This window comes from Nonomuraea sp. NPDC049624, assembly GCF_040675255.1.
In the GTDB taxonomy this organism is placed as follows: Bacteria; Actinomycetota; Actinomycetes; order Streptosporangiales; family Streptosporangiaceae; genus Nonomuraea.
On record NZ_JBFAOR010000004.1, the window covers coordinates 135,467 to 150,626 of the forward strand.

Genomic DNA, 15,160 nt, shown 5'->3' on the forward strand with positions numbered 1-15,160 from the left:
GGGGCCGGTTGTGGCATCGCTCGAAGAGGCCGTGGAGTCCAGGGACCATCTCGTCGCCGTCTGGAGCGAGCTGGTACGGGACCGAGGCGGCCGGACCGGCACGGACGACGGCGTCGTGCACATGTGGGCCGACAGCCCCTTCGGCTTCTGGAACACCCTGACCCTGGCCGGTACGGGCATCCCCGCGGACGCGCTCGGCGAACGGCTCGCGCGCGCGGCGTCCTTCATGAGGGGCAGGGCCGCAGGCGGATATGTGTGGATCTTCGAGGATCTGTTGAGCCCTCAGGCTCGGGAGAGCCTGTTCCGGCGGGCGGCCGAGGCCGGGCTGGAGCCGGCGTTCTCGGGCCGGGGCATGGCGGGCGACCTGTCCGTGCCCGATCCGGTTCATCCGGACCTGGAGTTCCGGCGGGTGGAGAACGAGGAGCACCTCGCCGCGTACGGCGACATCAACGCACGCGCCTACGGCATGACGCCCGAGGCGGGCAGGCTCGCCCTGGCCGGCTCCGAACTGTGGCGGAGCGACGTGCACGCCTACCTCGGGTACCGCGACGGACGGCCGGTGACCTGCGCCGCCACCGTCGCCGGGCCTCGTTCGATCTTCCTGGCGCTGGTCGCCACCCTTCCGGAGGAGACGCGCAAGGGGTACGGCGAGGCCGTCACCCGCAAGGCGATCCACGAAGGCGGCAGGCGCAGCGGGCACCGGCGGCTGGTCCTGCACGCCACGCCGGCCGGGCAGCCGGTCTACGAACGCATCGGCTGCCGAGCCAACACGGCGATCCACTTCCTCCAACTCGCCGGGCATGCCTACATCGGATGATCACGGGTAGCGCTGTGCGACCACCCCAGCTACAGAAGTGGAGCACGGCATGATCACTCTCATTCTGCTCATCCTCGCCCTGGCCTGCTTCGTCCTGTCCGCCTTCAACATCGGCGGCGCGCGCGTCAACCTGCTCGCCCTCGGGCTGGCCCTCTGGGTGCTCAGCGAGATCATCCCGAAGCTCGGCCAGCTCTGACCCCCAGCGCCTGAGACCACCCCCTACGGGCAGGAACACGCACATGGACGCCCTCACCATCGTCGCTCTGCTGGCACTCCTCGCCGGAATCCTGATCGCCCTCACCCAGAGGGTGTGGCCCATCGCGTTGTTGTGCGGCGGGTTGTTCATGTCCGTGCTGGCGGACGCCGGTCTCATCGTCACGTAGGCGAAGGAGACCGGCCGCCCGGCCCGTTCAGCAGTAGGTGATGCCGGTGACGGTGAACGGGATGTTGTGGTACGGCGTGTACTCCGACCGCTGGCCGGGGGAGACGCAGGGGCCGACCTCGGGCCATGAGCCCACGGTGGGGTCCGGATGGGTGACGCGGATGACCACGGCGTAGTTGCCGGAGCCGCCGCTGCAGTACGCCCAGGCGGTCTTGCCGTCCCGGCCGGTGGTGCAGCCGGTGGGCGAGGCGTGCGCGGGGGAGGCGGCGCCGAGGAGGGCGACGGTGGTGAGGACGGTCGCGAGGGAGAGGGTCACGTGCTTTCTCGCGCGCATGTGCTGACCTCCAGAGGGTCGTCAGGCAGTGCACTCTTAGGAAAGCTTCTTAAGAGAAAGTAACCGCACCGTTCCCGCCGTCAAGCCCCTGTCCGGCCGCCGGGACGCCGCCGTCAGCGGGGACGCGGGCCCTTCTTCCTGCGGCTCGCCGGCGCGGCGCGGCGACCGGCGCGGTTCTGGGCGGCGGGCTTGGGGGGCTGACGTCGTGCCTGCTTCTCCTGAGGGGCGGCGGGAGCGCGGCCCCGGGAGCTGTTGACCGTGCGGCCGCGCACGATGCCGATGAAGTCCTCCACCAGGTCGGTGGTCGCGTCGGTGGGCCAGGCCAGGGCGACCTGGGACTGGGGCGCGTCCGTGACCGGGCGGTAGGTGAGGTCTTTGCGGTGGTGGAGGCGGGCCAGTGACTGGGGGACCAGGAGCAGGCCGGTGCCGGCGGCCACCATCTCGACCGCCTCGGCCGTGGTGGCGGGACGGGTGAAGGCCGGTTGCCCGGGCCGCGACGCCCACTCGATGGCGTCGTCGAGGGGGTGGAAGATCTCCTCGTCGGCCAGGTCGGCGAGGGTCACCTCGTCGGCGGCGGCCACGGCGTGGTCCTTCGGCGTCACGACCACCGTGGTCTCGACGTAGAGGGGGATCGCGCTCAGGCCCTCGCGGTCGATCGGGAGCCGGACGAACGCGGCGTCGGCCCCGCCGCTGCGCAGGAGCGCCACCGCCTCGGGGGTGGGGGCCGTGACCAGCGTGAGGGGCACGTCGGGCAGCCTCTCGGCCCAGACGCCGGCCCACTTGGCGGGGGTCACGCCGGGCGCGTACGCCAGCCGGAAGTCTTCGCCGCTCTCGTCAGTCACGTCCTCAGGGTATCGATGTCGGGGACGCTGTCCCGACTGGCTAGGCTTGGGGCATGACCTCGTCCAAACCGAAGAGCATCCAGACGATGAAGCCCGAGACGGCGGCCAAGAAGCTGGGTGTCCTTCTCTCGGCCACGCCCGCGGAGTTCCAGGCGGGCGTCGTCTCCAGGGACGAGCTGAACGAGCTGCAGGCCAAGCCGCCCGCCTGGCTCGCCGACCTGCGCCGGAACGGGCCGCACCCCAAGCAGGTCGTCGCGGCCAAGCTCGGGGTCTCCATCTCGGGGCTGCTCAGGGCCGGGATCACCGAGCCGCTCACGACCGCCGAGATCGACGCGCTGAAGGCGGAGAACCCCGACTGGCTGGAGCGCGAGCGCACCGTCCAGGCCGAGGCCCGCAAGGAAGCCCTCCGGCTCAAGCAGCGCTAGCCGCCGCGTCTCGGACATGACGGCGCGGCCCGCCGGCGGGCAGGCCGCGCGTCACCGCCCGGTCAGGCGCGTGCCAGGTCGGGGATGCTGGACAGGCCGTGTGCGAGGTCGTCGTCCGTCGGCTCGTCGTCGGGCAGCAGCCCGGCCTGGAACATCTCGTAGGCGGCCAGGTCGAAGTGGCCGTGCCCGGACAGCGCGATGAGGATCGCCTTCGACTGGCCCTGCTCGCGGCAGCGCAGCGCCTCGTCGATGGCGGCCCGCACCGCGTGCGCCGACTCGGGCGCGGGCACGATGCCCTCCTCGCGGGCGAACAGCACGCCGGCCTCGAAGCAGGCGGTCTGCCGCACCGCGACCGCCTCCATCAGCCCGTTCTCGACGGCCCGGCTGATCAGCGGCGAGATGTCGTGGGCGCGCAGGCCGCCGGCGTGCACGGGCGGCGGCACGAACTTGTGGCCCAGCGTGTGCATCCGCGACAGCGGGGTGAGCCGGGCCGCGTCGGAGTGGTCGTAGGCGATGCGGCCACGGGTCAGGGTGGGGCAGGCGACCGGTTCGGCGGCGACGAGCCGGATCTCGCGCCCGCGGCGCAGCTTGTCCCGCAGGAACGGGAAGCACATCCCGGCCAGGGTGCTGCCGCCGCCGCAGGGGCCGACCACGATGTCCGGGTAGTCCTCGGCGAGCTCCATCTGGAGCATCGCCTCCTGGCCGATGACGGTCTGGTGGGCGCACACGTGGTTGAGCGAGCTGCCGCGGGTGTAGCCCAGGTCGGGGTTGGCGTAGGCGACCTCCAGGGCCTCGGACTTGGCGATGCCGAGGCTGCCGGGGTGGTCGGGGTCCTCGGCCAGCACGGCCCGTCCGGCCGCGGTCAGCGGGCTGGGGCTGGAGTTGCAGACCGCGCCGTACGCCTCCATGAGGGCCCGGCGGTACGGCTTCTGCCGGTAGCTGACGCCCACCATGAACACCTGCGCGCTCAGCCCGAACATGGCCGCGGCCGAGGCGATCGAGCTGCCCCACTGGCCCGCGCCGGTCTCGGTGACCAGCCCCGTCTTGCCGATCTGCTTGTTGTAGTACGCCTGCGGCACCGCCGAGTTGGGCTTGAGACTGCCGACCGGCGAGACGCCCTCGTACTTGTAGTAGATGCGGGCGGGGGTGTCCAGGGCGCGTTCGAGGCGGCGCGCCCGGTAGAGCGGGGTGGGCCGCCACTGGCGGTAGATGTCGCGCACCGGGCCGGGGATCTCGAACTCCGGCTCGGTGCTGAGCTCCTGGTCCACCAGGGGCTCGGCGATCGTCCTGCACAGCTCGGCCCGGGTGATGGCCGCGCCGGTGGCCGGGTCGAGGATGGGGGCCGGCTCGCCGAAGTCCGCGGCGATGTTCAGCCACGTGTACGGGATGTCGTCCTCGTTCAGGGTGTATTTGACGGTCTCGTTCAACGGATACCTCTCATCAGGACTTCGTCGAGGGATGTCAGACGCCCGCTTCCGCGGTCAGCGAGCCCTTCACGGTCTGGTCCCGGCCGCCCAGCAGCCCGGGGTGGGACGTCCTGAAGCCCTCCAGGACCAGCTCGTAGGGGAAGTCGTCGAACTCGCCGTGCCAGTGCAGGAACTCCATGTGCCGCCGGCCTGACTCGTCGTGCGGGTGGTAGACGCTGTCGGCGGTGCCGTCGAACTCCAGGGGCTTCAGGCGGTACAACCGGCACAACATCTTGTTGAACACGGGGGTGGCCTTCACCCAGCGGCCTTCGAGCTGGACGGAGACCAGGCCGTGGAAGCGGAACACGTCGCCGCCGACGAGCTCCTTGAGCCGTCCGGAGGCCAGGTGGTTGCGCACGTCGGCGAACACCAGCCGGGACGGGATGCCGAGCGCGCGGGCGGCGGCGGCGTACACCACCGACTTGTGCAGGCAGAAGCCGCTGCCGCGGGCGATGATCGTGCTGGCCCGCAGGCCGTCGCGGGACATGTCGATGTCGTAGACGTCGTACAGGATGGTGTCGCGCACCTTGTAGTACAGGCGTACGGCCTGCTCGGTGGGCGTGGTGGCGCCCTCGACGGCTCGTTCGGCGAACTCGCGCACCACGGGGTGGCCGGCGTCCAGGAACTTCGTGGCGGCCAGGTCAGCGGCCAGGTCAGCGGTCATGTGTGTGACTCCTTGAGGCCGAGCATCCGGGCGATGCGGATCCGTTGCATCTCCGAGGTGCCGGAGTAGATGGTGCCGCCGACCGCGTCCCGGAGCTCCTTCTCCAGCCCGGTCCCGGTCAGGTAGCCGCTGCCGCCGAAGATCTGGATCGCGGCCAGCGCCGACCTGACGTTCGCCTCGCTGGTGACCACCTTGGCGATCGCGATGTCGGTGGCGACGTCCCGGCCGGCGGCGAAGCCGCGCGCGGCGTCGTACAACCAGCGGCGGGCGGTCTCCACGCCGATCTTCATGTCCACGATCTGGCCGGCGACCAGCTGGAACGAGCCGATCGGCCGGCCGAACTGGCGGCGCCGGGAGGCGTGCTCGACGCAGCGGTCCAGCCGGTGCCGCATCGCGCCGGCCTGGACGATGAAGGAGCACAGGATCTCCCACCGCATCACGTGCTCCAGCACGGTGAAGCCCATGCCCGGCCGGCCCACCACGTTGGCGGCCGGGACCCGGCAGTCGCGCAGCGTCAGCTCGCCGAGCGGGGACGTGCGCAACCCCATCTTGGGCACGTCCGGGCCGGTCAGCAGGCCCGGGGTGTCCCGTTCGACCAGGAAGGCGGTCAGGCCGAAGGGGCCCAGGTCGCGGTCGGTCACCGCGTAGACCACGATCAGGTCGGCGACCGGGCCGTTGGTCACGAACACCTTGTCGCCGTCGAGAATCCAGTCGTCGCCGTCGGGTTTGGCGGTCATGCCCATGCCCAGCACGTCGGAGCCGCCCCCGGGGTCGGTGATCGCGTGCGCGGTGATCGTCGTGCCGTCGCAGATGCCGGGCAGGTGGCGGGCCTTCAGCTCGGGGCTGCCGAAGCGTTGCAGCGGGATCCCGGCGCTCACGATCTGCGTGCAGAGCGAGAAGCACAGCCCGCCGTCCCGGCAGCCCTCGCCGAGGCCCTCCAGGACGTACATGGTGCTGAGCAGGTCCAGGCCGCGGCCGCCCCATTCGGGGGAGAACGGCAGGCGCAGCAGCCCGGAGGCGCGCACCTGCTCCCACTTGTGCGCCGGCAGGCCGGCGGTCCGGTCGGCGTCGCGGTCGGCGTCCAGGTGGCCTTCGCCCAGCACCTCGTACCAGTCCGCGAACTCGGCCCTGAGCTCGCGGTGTGTGTCGCTCCACTCGTCCATGGGTGACCAGATCCGTCAGTAGTGGGAGAACTCAGCCTCAGCGAGCTGGTGGCGCTCGTCGCCCTGCAGCGCGGGGGAGAAGACGCAGATCAGCCGCAGGTCCTCACCCGGGTCGGCGATCAGGTGGTGCGGGTCGTTCTGGTCGAGCGCGTACATGGTGCCCGGCTCCAGGACGTGCTGGCGGCCGTCGGCGTCGATCACGGCCCCGCGCCCGCTGATGCAGTAGCATGCCTCCAGGTGCTTGCGGTACTGGAGGGGCGAGCTGGTGCCGGCCCAGACGATCGTGTCGGTGAGCGAGTAGCCCATGCCGTCGCGCTCGACCAGGAAGCGGTGGCTCAGGCCGTTCCCCCACTCGACCGGCGTCACGTCAGAGATCTTGCGGATGATCATTGCAGTGTCCGTTCTGCTGGTGCTGATAATGCTTTTCCGACGAATTCACGAATGGCGGCCACGGTCCGGAAGTTCTCCGGGGCGATGTCCAGCTCGTCCACCGGGACGTCGAACCGGTCCTTGATCCAGCCGATGAGCTTCAACAGGCCCAGACTGCTGATGACCCCGTTGCGGAAAAGGTCGTAGTCGGCCTCGAGTTCGTCGGGCGGAGTATCGGGAAGATACTCGGTCACCACGAATTCTTTAATCTGGTGTGTGATGTCCACGAAAGGCAGCATCACACGCGCGCGCACGCGGACGCATCTCCGAGAATGCGCGTGCCCGCAATAGGCTTTTGCGTGTCAGCCGATGCGCTTTCGGTCCACCTTTCCGGTCGAGGTGCGCGGGAACGGCTGCTCGACCAGCCTGATGGCGGACGGGATCGCGGCCCGCGGCAGCCGCATCGCGCAGTGCGTGCGCAGGCGCAGCCCCGACAGCCGTCCCGGCCCCGTCCCGCGGACGAACGCGGTGAGCCGCGTCTCGGCGCCGTCCACGGCCGGGACGACGGCCGCCTCCAGGACGTCGTCGTGCTCCAGCAGCACCCGCTCGATCTGCTCCAGGTTCACCCGGATGCCGCGCACCTTGAGCTGGAAGTCGTCCCGGCCGACGAGGAACAGCCGGCCGGCGGCGTCCCGGCGGACCAGGTCGCCGGTGCGGAAGAAGCGGCGGCCGTCCGGCCCGGTCACGAACCTGCCGGTGGCCGCCGCCGGGTCGGGGGTCACGTACCCCTCGGTCTGGAACGGCGTCCAGACCAGGAGCTCGGTGCCGCCGTCGTCCGGCGGGACGGGGGCCAGATCAGGTCCGAAGGCCACGACGACGCCGGGCAGCGGGCGGCCGATCGGCAGCGGGGCGGGCCCGGCCGCCTCGGCGGCGTCGAACTCGTGCCAGAAGCTGTCGTTGGTCTCGGTGCAGCCGTAGACGTTGTGCAGCCGGGCGCGCGGGAACCGGCGCGGCAGGCCGGCGCGCAGCGGGGCCGGCGCGTGGTCGCCGGTGACGATGACGTGCCGCACGCCGGGGAAGACGCCCTCCTCCAGCAGCTGGTACAACATGGGCACCCCCTGGACGACGGTGACCCCGCAGGCGGCGAAGAACTCGCAGACGTAGCGCGGGTTGGCGGCCAGCGTGGGGTCGACCAGCGCGACGCAGCCGCCGTGCCGCAGGGTGGCCCACACGTCCAGCAGGCACAGGTCGAAGTTGAGCGGCGCGTAGTTGAACACCACCTCGCCGGGGCCGAGGCCGAACGCGTCGCCGGCCCATTCGGTGAACCGCGCCACCGCGCCCGCCGACAGCGGGACGATCTTCGGGGTGCCGGTCGAGCCGGACGTGGTCAGCATGAACGCGGTGTCCTGGCCGGCGACCGCCACCGGCTCGGGGACCGCCACCGGCTCGGGGACAGCCGGCCCGCCGGGGTGCTCACCGTCGGGCCCGCCGATCACGGCGGTGACCACGTCGGGATGTTCGGCGGCGTCCTCGGGCGTGGCGGCCAGCACCTCGACGCAGCCCGCCCGCGCGCACAACTCGCCGAGCGCGACCGTGCCGAGGTCGATCGGCGGCAGCAGCAGCGGACGCCCGGCCGCCAGGCAGCCGAGCACGAGCGCGACCGCCTGCGGCGACTTACGGGCGAGCACCGCCACCGGGCCCGCTGGAAATGCGTCCAGTTGTTTCTGGGCCCGTCCGGCCATGGCGGCCAGTTCGGCGTAGCTGACTTTTTCCGTCCTGGTGCGCAGCGCCGGTGCCGAGGGTTCTCTCTCGGCGTGCGCGATGAAATCGCGGAGCAGTTCTGTGGTCATCGGAAGGTCACCCATCGATTTCTTGGTTGCCGGATACCAATGATTTTGTTCGATGTGCGACCGCGGAATCGGGAATGCGGGTTTCAGCTAATTGCCCGGGTCCGGCAGCTTCCTGCAACGCCTCGACCACGAGAACGGGTCAGGACCGTACTTCCAGTTCTTCGGCCCGCTCCGGCGGGCCGGCCGCCGGGGCGGGCGGCTCCTCCTCGGCGCGGGTGGCCAGCACGCAGCCGCCCAAGATGAGTGCGAACGAGACGACGATCAGGGCGGTCAGCGGCTCGTCCAGGATCAGCACCCCGGCGACGATCGCCACCGCCGGGTTCATGTACGTGGACACCAGCGCCCGCGACGGCCCGGCCTCCTTGATCAGCTCCACGAACACCACGAACGCCAGCCCGGTGCAGACCACGCCGAGGCCGCCCAGCGCCGCCAGCACCTGCCAGCTGGGCATGGCGGACGGCCAGGTCCAGATCGCGGCGGGCGTGTAGACCAGCGCGGCCAGGGTGAGGCAGGCGGCGGTCAGCGGGATGGTGGGCAGGTCCCGCAGGTATCGGTCGGCGACGAGCGGGGCGATCGAGTAGCAGAGCGCGGTCAGCAGCACCTCGCCCATCGCCCAGGCGTCCCCGCCGCCCAGGTGCGGCCCGGCCAGCACGGCGACGCCGGCCAGGCCGATCACCAGCCCGGTCCAGCGGGCCCTGCCGAGCCGTTCGCTGCCGCCGCTCAGGCGGGCCAGCGCCACGCCGAGGATGGGCGCCGCGGCGATCAGCAGGCCGCTGGTCGAGCTGGTCAGCCGCCGTTCGGCGTCCGACAGCAGCCACCAGGGCGCCAGGATCTCCAGGCAGGCGAACGCGAAGACCGGCCGCCAGTACCGCCGGACCATCGCCAGCTGCCCGCCGCGGATCGCCAGCGGCAGCAGCAGCGCGGCGCCGATCGCGGTGCGCGCGAAGACCAGCACGGGCACCGGCACGCCGCCGACCGCGACCTTGATGAGGAGGTAGGGAATGCCCCAGATCACGGACATCAGGGCGAACAGCACCCAGCCACGGCGGCTCACATGCGTCTCCTTGGGGTCGAGATGGATGGCCTGCTCATGAAATGTCTGCTCATGGACGATCTGCTCAGGCGGAGGGCGGGGGAGCAGCCGGAGAGGCGGGAGCGGCGCCGGGGATGCGGGCCGGCGGCCTGCGGAAGACCGACGGCGAATCCATGAAAATCCTCCAGCCTATTCGCTGCCGCGCGACAATTCCCGCACGAAAGCAATTCTTCCCGAGAATCGCACGGCGTCCGTGTCGCGGCTTCTTTCAACGTGCTCTTTCAGTGGACAATCGGCTCGGCGCCAAGGGATGCTGGACGCGCGACCGGAGTGCCGCCGATCGGTGTCCTCGCAGGTCAGTCGCGAAATCACCGGCCCTCGCCGGACGGCACCGGGCCGTTGGTCCCGCCGCGCCAAGCCGTGCACTGTCACCCTGAAACGGAGGGAAACCACCCATGACCGATAAATCCCCCAATCCCGCGCTCCGGCAGCTCGACGTGCTCATCGGCACCTGGCGCGTCAGCAACGTCGAGGACGGCAAGGCGACCGACGCCGGCACCGTGCGCTTCGAATGGCTGGAGGGCGGCAACTTCCTCGTCCAGCACGTCGACCTGGCCGACACCAAGGCTGTGGAGTACATCGGCTACGACGAGGAGAGCAAGACCCTCAAGTCGCACCTGTTCGGCCAGTCCGCCGAGATCCTCAAGTACACCTGGGAGGTCAGCGGCGACACGCTGACCATCTGGTACGGCGACCAGGGCTCGCCCGCCCGCTTCGTCGGCAAGTTCAGCGAGGACGGCAACACCAACACCGGCGCCTGGGAGTGGCCCGGCGGCGGCTACCAGTCCACGATGACCCGGGTCTGACCCCGTTCGGCGCGCCGGCCCGGCGGCGAGGTCGCCGGGCTGCGGCCGGACGCGATCTGGCAGAACCTTGTCAAGGATGACCGAAAAGTCCGTAAGATACGGGCCCTAATGGTACGGATGTGACTTGGGGGCCCTGACGTGACGCTGCTGTCCCGGCGAAATCTTCTCAAATCCGGCGCGATCGCGGTTCCTGCCGCGATCCTCGCACCCGGCACGGCGGCCCAGGCGGCCCGGATGGCGCGGCCCATGCCCGGGGTCGAGATGTCGGGCGTCGCGCCCGCCTCGCTGGCCGGTTTCGACAACCTGTTGAAGAAGTTCGTGCTGGACCGGCGGATCACCGCCGCGCAGCTCGCCATCATGAAGAGCGGCAAGATCGTGCTGGCCCGGGGCTACCGCTACAACGACTTCTCCAAGGCGCTGCCCGCGGTCTCGCCGACGTCGTTGTTCCGGATCGCCAGCTTGAGCAAGAACATCACCTCCGCCGCGATCATGCGGCTGGTGCAGGACGGCAAGCTCAGCCTGTCGGCCAAGGTCACCCAGCTCCTCGGGCTCACCCCGCTCGACGAGCGCATGGGCCAGGTCACTGTGCTGCGCCTCATGCAGCACCTCGGCGGCTGGGACCGCGGCGTCTCCAAGGACCAGCTCTGGCTGGACCACACCATCTCCGCCGCGCTCGACGTGCCGCTGCCGATCAGCCACGCCGACATCGTCAAGTACGCCACCGCCCGGCGGCTCGACTTCGACCCGGGCAGCAAGATGGTCTACAGCAACTACGGCTACCTGCTGCTGGGCCGGGTGATCGAGAAGGTCTCCGGCATGTCGTACGAGTCGTACGTCAAGACCAAGCTGCTCCAGCCGCTCGGCATCACCCGCATGCGGCTCGGCCGCAGCCTGCGGAGCGAGGCCGCGCCCGGCGAGGTCGCCTACGAGTCGCAGTACACCAACAAGTCGGTGGTGGACGCCTCCGGCGCCGTCGTCCCCTACCAGTACGGCGGCTTCAACATGCCCAACCAGGACGCCAACGGCGGCTGGCTCGCCTCCGCCGTCGACCTGGTCCGCTGGACCCTCGCCTTCGACCGGCCCGGCACGGTGCTGAGCTCGGCCTCGATCGCCAAGCTGGTCGCCAAGCCGGAGATCGGCGTCAACCAGTACGGATCCTGGTACGGCGGCGGCTGGTGGGTGCGCCAGGTCACCGGCCACCTCAACACCTGGCACGACGGCTCGATGCCCGGCACGTACTCCTACCTGGCCCGCCTGCAGAACGGCTTCAGCTACGCGGTCGTGTTCAACCGCAGGGAGGAGACCGGGTCGCTCGACTTCGACGCGCTCGACGACGACATGAACAAGGTCACCGTCTCCTCCTGGCCCACGACGGACCTGACCTCCCGCTACTTCTGAGGACGCCGCGAGGGCCGGGAAATCCCTACGGCTGAGCACATCGCGAGCTTCAGGTGCTCATTTCACCGACTGGAGCTCCTTCAGGTAGTCCTTCAGCGGCTTGAGACCCACCTCCGCGCGCCGTTCGTCGACCCGCGCCTCGTCCTCGATCGGGGTGCGGGGCCGCCATCGGCCCTCGGGGGTGGTCTCCCACTGCGTCCCGTACACCTGGGGCTTCTTCTCCGCCACCCGCACCCGGTCCACCAGGTAGGCCAGGTCGGACGGGTCGGCGTCGCCGTCGTCCACCGCCCGCCGCATCATCTCCAGGCCCCGGCGCTGGAAGGCCAGGTCGCGGTCGGCGTGCTGGACGAGCGCCCAGGCCGCCTGCGCGCCGTCCTTGCCGACCAGTTCGTACCCCGGCCAGCCGTAGGCGTCGAGGATCTGCCGCAAACGCTCGGTGTTGGCCTTCTCGGTCCGGTCCCAGTCCTCCTGGCTGGACTCCAGGGTGCGCAGCCCCTGGTCCGCCTTGAGCATCTTCAACAGTTCGGCCCGCAGGGCGGGGTTCCTCGGGGCGTCGTCACCGCACGCCGTGACCATGAGGAACGCCGCGAACAGCCACAGGGACAAGACCCGCATGCCCTCGATCATCCCTCCGTCCGTCCCAGGACGCGAGGGATGGCCGCTTACATCCGGGTACGCGCGCTTACATCCGGGTACGCGCGCTTACATCTGGGTACGCGCGTACGCCTGCAGCGCGTCGCGGACGAACCTCGCCCCGGCGGCGTCGTCGTACATGGCGGCGAAGCGGGGGTCGTCGACGTACATGTCACCGAGGCAGCTCACCATCTCGATCGAACGCTCCCGATCGCCCTCGGCCGTCGGCGTGCCCGGGATCTGACTCAGCCACCGCACGTGCCGGGCGGCCAGCGACTGGGCGCGGTCGGAGGTGGGCGAGACCCCCGCCTGCGCCGCGGCGACCCACGCGGCGACCAGGTCCTCGGCCGCCCGCTTCCAGGCCCGCTGCTGGTCGAGCGTCTTGCCGTGCCACCAGTCGTTGCTCACCTGGAACGCGCGCTCGCCCCAGCGTGCGATCACGTCGTCCTTGTGGTGGTCGTTGAAGCCGGCCAGCATGACGTCCATCCGCGGTTCCGCCCCCGCCAGCAGGGCGTCCAGCGTGTGACGCACGGACCTGATCTGCCGGTCGACGCGGTCGCGCTCCTTCTCCAGCGCGGCGATGTGGGCACGCAGCCCGTCGGCCGCGTCCACCTCCTCGGCCAGCACCTCGGCGATGGCCGGCAGGCCCATGCCGAGCCGGCGCAGGAGCAGGATCCGCTGCAGCCGCAGGACCGCGGCGGAGTCGTAGCGGCGGTGACCGTTCGCGCCCACCCGGGACGGGATCAGGAGCCCGACGCTGTCGTAGTGCCGCAGGGTGCGGCTGCTGACGCCGGCCCTGGCCGCCAGCTCCTGGATCGTCCACTCCATCGTTCCAGTGTCACCCCCGGCGGAGCGTGGTCGCGATGATCTCCGCGCTGTCGGCGTGCAGGGCCTGCGCCGCCGTCTGGCCCGTCGCCGCCAGGTAGGCGTCGACCAGCCGGTTGCCCGCGGCGTACCCGGCGCCCATCGGCAGGCCCACCGGGGTGACGCCGAGGTGCTTGGCCCCGGGGTCGCCGTGCACCCAGGCGGTGAAGTTCTCCATGCCCGTCACGTCGAGGCCGGTGAGCACCTTGGCGAAGACCGCGTCGTCGTGCAGGTGCGGCACGCCGATGCGGGCGTAGCCGAGCTCGTCGCCGTAGAGCTGGCGGGCGAAGGCGTCGGCCAGGCCCTCGCCGACGATGTGCTCGCCGACCGTGACGGTCATCGGATCCCACACCACTCCGCCCGGGCTCCATCGCAGGTTGTGGTGAAGCTCGTGCACGGCGGTGGCCTCCAGCCGCTCCACGTTCTCGGGGAAGGGCCACAACGTGATGGCGATGTTGCCCGAGATGCCGCCGAACCCGGTCAGCCCCTTGCAGGGCCCCATGAAATGCTCGTCAGCCGGGTCGCCGAGCACGAACAGCACGGTGATGTCCGGCACCTCCAGCCCCGGCGTCGCCTCCAGCAGCACGGCGAGAGCGTCGTCGAGCGCGCGCTGCATCCGCTCCCAGGCGCCGGCCGCCTCCAGGGTGTCCAGCGCGTCGAGGCAACGCTCCTCGTCCCGGTCGATGGGGAACCCGGACGTCTGGAGATGCACGGACACCAGATCGACCTCGCCCGGGTGGTAGCGGTACATGCCGGCGTTGGGCTCCAGCATCGAACGCAGCAGACCGGCCCGGTCCGCCATCGGGGCCAGCAGGATCCGCCGCATGGCGGAGCAGGTGTCAAGAACGGTGATCGACATGGCCCCGATGCTAAAAGTTGACGCAACGTCAACGTCAAATCAGCACGATCCGGCTTTCGTGACTGCTCAGAAGGGGAGTCGGGCGTTACTGCTGATCCTAGGGAGCCAAACGGGGAGCCACTGGCTCTACCTGGCCTGCGGCTTGAAGATCTTGTCCATCACGACCGCGACGAAATTGCCGCCGCACGCGCGGGGATGGTCGCGAGGCGCGGGGCAGGCAAGGGAACGTTCTGAGGCGCTTGCATCATGGCCAGAATCGCCAAGTGACGCCGGTCGGGGGCCGCGGAGGCGACGTCGTCGCGCCCCCGGCCTCCACCTCGAAGGAGAACGCATGGATCACGACACCGATCTGTGGAATCGGCTCGCCGCGCACGGCATCGACTTCGAGACCCCCTTCCGCGGCGTCTGGTGCGAGGGGCTCACCGTCGAGCAGGCGGCGCACCGGCTGGGCGCCGACCCGGACACCGCCCGGCCCGGCGTCATCCGGGAGATCGTGACGGGCGAGTATCGCGGTCAAGAGGGCGGAGTCGTCTGGATCGGCGATTACGCCCCCGGCTGGATCCTGGCGATCCAGCTCGACGGGAACCGGCTCTGGGAGTGGGACGCCTGGGCGCGGCTCTCCGGCGAGAAGGGCAGGCTGCTCAGCCTCGGCTGGCCACTGCACGACCTCGACGGTGTGGAAGACCTCCAGTACCTTGTCGGCGGGGAACTAGTCACCTCCCTGGTCGTCGGCGATCCCGAGGAGCGGGACGGTAGCGATCCCGACGCGCTCGACGACTACCTCGACGGCCTGTCCTTCTTCGGCGACACCGCGTACGCGGAGGTCACCTCGGCCCTGCGCCTCATCGGCCGGATCACCGGCAGGGAGATCGACGACGCGTGGCTCGACGGCACGCACACCCGCTATGCCATCAGGGAGAGCTCCGGCTAAGTGCACCCCCGCTAGGAGGCGTACCTGATGCGCGCCTTCCCCTCGATCCAGGCCCACCAGGAGCAGGAGGAGGCCGCGCACGCGCGGGGATGGCTCCGAGGCGCGGGGGCAGGCGAGGGAGAGTTCTGAGGCGCTCGCATCATGGCTGCCCTTGTGCATGCTCCGGCCAACGAATCGGCCGCAGAGCGGTGGAAGGCTCCCCGTTCGACTCCTTCAGACCATGTCGGCCCCTTTTCCCCTGCCGCAACGTCAACGCCGAACCGA

General features: G+C 70.5%; 19 protein-coding genes. 7 read left to right on the plus strand and 12 right to left on the minus strand.

The annotated features are described in order from the left end of the window. The first annotated feature begins 10 nt into the window (after positions 1 to 10). The 3 genes from AB0J76_RS16980 to AB0J76_RS16990 are packed head-to-tail and all read left to right on the plus strand — an operon-like array spanning position 11 to position 1,200. Positions 11 to 817 carry a GNAT family N-acetyltransferase gene (locus AB0J76_RS16980; protein WP_352323192.1) on the plus strand — a complete coding sequence of 269 codons (807 nt, stop codon included), beginning with the start codon at positions 11 to 13 and terminating at the stop codon, positions 815 to 817. A 49-nt stretch (positions 818 to 866) separates the two neighbouring features. Further along, positions 867 to 1,013: a hypothetical protein gene (locus AB0J76_RS16985; RefSeq protein WP_352323191.1), complete on the plus strand. Its 147-nt coding sequence runs from the start codon at positions 867 to 869 to the stop codon at positions 1,011 to 1,013. A 43-nt stretch (positions 1,014 to 1,056) separates the two neighbouring features. Next, positions 1,057 to 1,200, plus strand: a complete 144-nt coding sequence (locus AB0J76_RS16990) for a hypothetical protein (RefSeq protein WP_352323190.1) — start codon at positions 1,057 to 1,059, stop codon at positions 1,198 to 1,200. Between the two features lie 27 nt (positions 1,201 to 1,227). Here the strand turns inward: AB0J76_RS16990 and AB0J76_RS16995 are convergent, their stop codons facing one another. Together AB0J76_RS16995 and AB0J76_RS17000 are read right to left on the minus strand one after the other, a co-directional pair. After that, positions 1,228 to 1,533, minus strand: a complete 306-nt coding sequence (locus AB0J76_RS16995; RefSeq protein ID WP_352323189.1) for a hypothetical protein — start codon at positions 1,531 to 1,533, stop codon at positions 1,228 to 1,230. A 113-nt stretch (positions 1,534 to 1,646) separates the two neighbouring features. Continuing rightward, complete coding sequence (locus AB0J76_RS17000; RefSeq protein WP_352323188.1) at positions 1,647 to 2,375, minus strand: LysR family substrate-binding domain-containing protein; 729 nt, start codon at positions 2,373 to 2,375, stop codon at positions 1,647 to 1,649. Between the two features lie 53 nt (positions 2,376 to 2,428). Here AB0J76_RS17000 and AB0J76_RS17005 point away from each other — a divergent pair, with 53 nt between their 5' ends. Beyond that, complete coding sequence (locus AB0J76_RS17005; RefSeq protein WP_352323187.1) at positions 2,429 to 2,800, plus strand: DUF5997 family protein; 372 nt, start codon at positions 2,429 to 2,431, stop codon at positions 2,798 to 2,800. A gap of 62 nt (positions 2,801 to 2,862) precedes the next feature. Here the strand turns inward: AB0J76_RS17005 and AB0J76_RS17010 are convergent, their stop codons facing one another. The 7 genes from AB0J76_RS17010 to AB0J76_RS17040 form a co-directional block, all read right to left on the minus strand. Next, complete coding sequence (locus AB0J76_RS17010) at positions 2,863 to 4,227, minus strand: TrpB-like pyridoxal phosphate-dependent enzyme (RefSeq protein WP_352323186.1); 1,365 nt, start codon at positions 4,225 to 4,227, stop codon at positions 2,863 to 2,865. Between the two features lie 34 nt (positions 4,228 to 4,261). Next, a complete protein-coding gene (locus tag AB0J76_RS17015; protein ID WP_352323185.1) occupies positions 4,262 to 4,930 on the minus strand; it encodes a transglutaminase-like domain-containing protein in 669 nt (222 codons plus the stop codon). After that, on the minus strand, positions 4,927 to 6,093 hold the full coding sequence (locus AB0J76_RS17020; RefSeq protein WP_352323184.1) for an acyl-CoA dehydrogenase family protein: 1,167 nt from the start codon (positions 6,091 to 6,093) through the stop codon (positions 4,927 to 4,929). Before AB0J76_RS17020 ends, AB0J76_RS17015 begins: the two co-directional genes overlap by 4 nt. Positions 6,094 to 6,108: 15 nt before the next feature. Then, entirely contained in the window at positions 6,109 to 6,483 is a 375-nt protein-coding gene (locus tag AB0J76_RS17025) for an ectoine synthase (protein ID WP_352323183.1), read from the minus strand. After that, on the minus strand, positions 6,480 to 6,749 hold the full coding sequence (locus AB0J76_RS17030; RefSeq protein WP_352323182.1) for an acyl carrier protein: 270 nt from the start codon (positions 6,747 to 6,749) through the stop codon (positions 6,480 to 6,482). The genes AB0J76_RS17025 and AB0J76_RS17030 overlap by 4 nt, the downstream gene beginning before the upstream one ends. Before the next feature lie 75 nt (positions 6,750 to 6,824). Next, complete coding sequence (locus tag AB0J76_RS17035; RefSeq protein WP_352323181.1) at positions 6,825 to 8,312, minus strand: AMP-binding protein; 1,488 nt, start codon at positions 8,310 to 8,312, stop codon at positions 6,825 to 6,827. Between the two features lie 139 nt (positions 8,313 to 8,451). Beyond that, the gene (locus AB0J76_RS17040; protein WP_352323180.1) at positions 8,452 to 9,366 is read right to left on the minus strand and encodes a DMT family transporter; all 915 of its coding nucleotides are present in this window, start codon (positions 9,364 to 9,366) and stop codon (positions 8,452 to 8,454) included. Between the two features lie 434 nt (positions 9,367 to 9,800). Here AB0J76_RS17040 and AB0J76_RS17045 point away from each other — a divergent pair, with 434 nt between their 5' ends. Both AB0J76_RS17045 and AB0J76_RS17050 read left to right on the plus strand, forming a co-directional pair. Next, entirely contained in the window at positions 9,801 to 10,211 is a 411-nt protein-coding gene (locus tag AB0J76_RS17045) for a hypothetical protein (RefSeq protein ID WP_352323179.1), read from the plus strand. A gap of 138 nt (positions 10,212 to 10,349) precedes the next feature. After that, on the plus strand, positions 10,350 to 11,609 hold the full coding sequence (locus AB0J76_RS17050; protein ID WP_352323178.1) for a serine hydrolase domain-containing protein: 1,260 nt from the start codon (positions 10,350 to 10,352) through the stop codon (positions 11,607 to 11,609). A gap of 57 nt (positions 11,610 to 11,666) precedes the next feature. Here AB0J76_RS17050 and AB0J76_RS17055 read toward each other — a convergent pair whose 3' ends face one another. The 3 genes from AB0J76_RS17055 to AB0J76_RS17065 form a co-directional block, all read right to left on the minus strand. Further along, a complete protein-coding gene (locus tag AB0J76_RS17055) occupies positions 11,667 to 12,224 on the minus strand; it encodes a DUF6624 domain-containing protein (RefSeq protein ID WP_352323177.1) in 558 nt (185 codons plus the stop codon). Positions 12,225 to 12,311: 87 nt separating this feature from the next. Next, entirely contained in the window at positions 12,312 to 13,070 is a 759-nt protein-coding gene (locus tag AB0J76_RS17060) for a TipAS antibiotic-recognition domain-containing protein (protein ID WP_352323176.1), read from the minus strand. Positions 13,071 to 13,080: 10 nt separating this feature from the next. After that, positions 13,081 to 13,965: a DUF2268 domain-containing putative Zn-dependent protease gene (locus AB0J76_RS17065; RefSeq protein ID WP_352323175.1), complete on the minus strand. Its 885-nt coding sequence runs from the start codon at positions 13,963 to 13,965 to the stop codon at positions 13,081 to 13,083. A 331-nt stretch (positions 13,966 to 14,296) separates the two neighbouring features. Here AB0J76_RS17065 and AB0J76_RS17070 point away from each other — a divergent pair, with 331 nt between their 5' ends. After that, on the plus strand, positions 14,297 to 14,896 hold the full coding sequence (locus AB0J76_RS17070; RefSeq protein ID WP_352323174.1) for a hypothetical protein: 600 nt from the start codon (positions 14,297 to 14,299) through the stop codon (positions 14,894 to 14,896). The last annotated feature ends 264 nt before the right edge of the window (positions 14,897 to 15,160 follow it).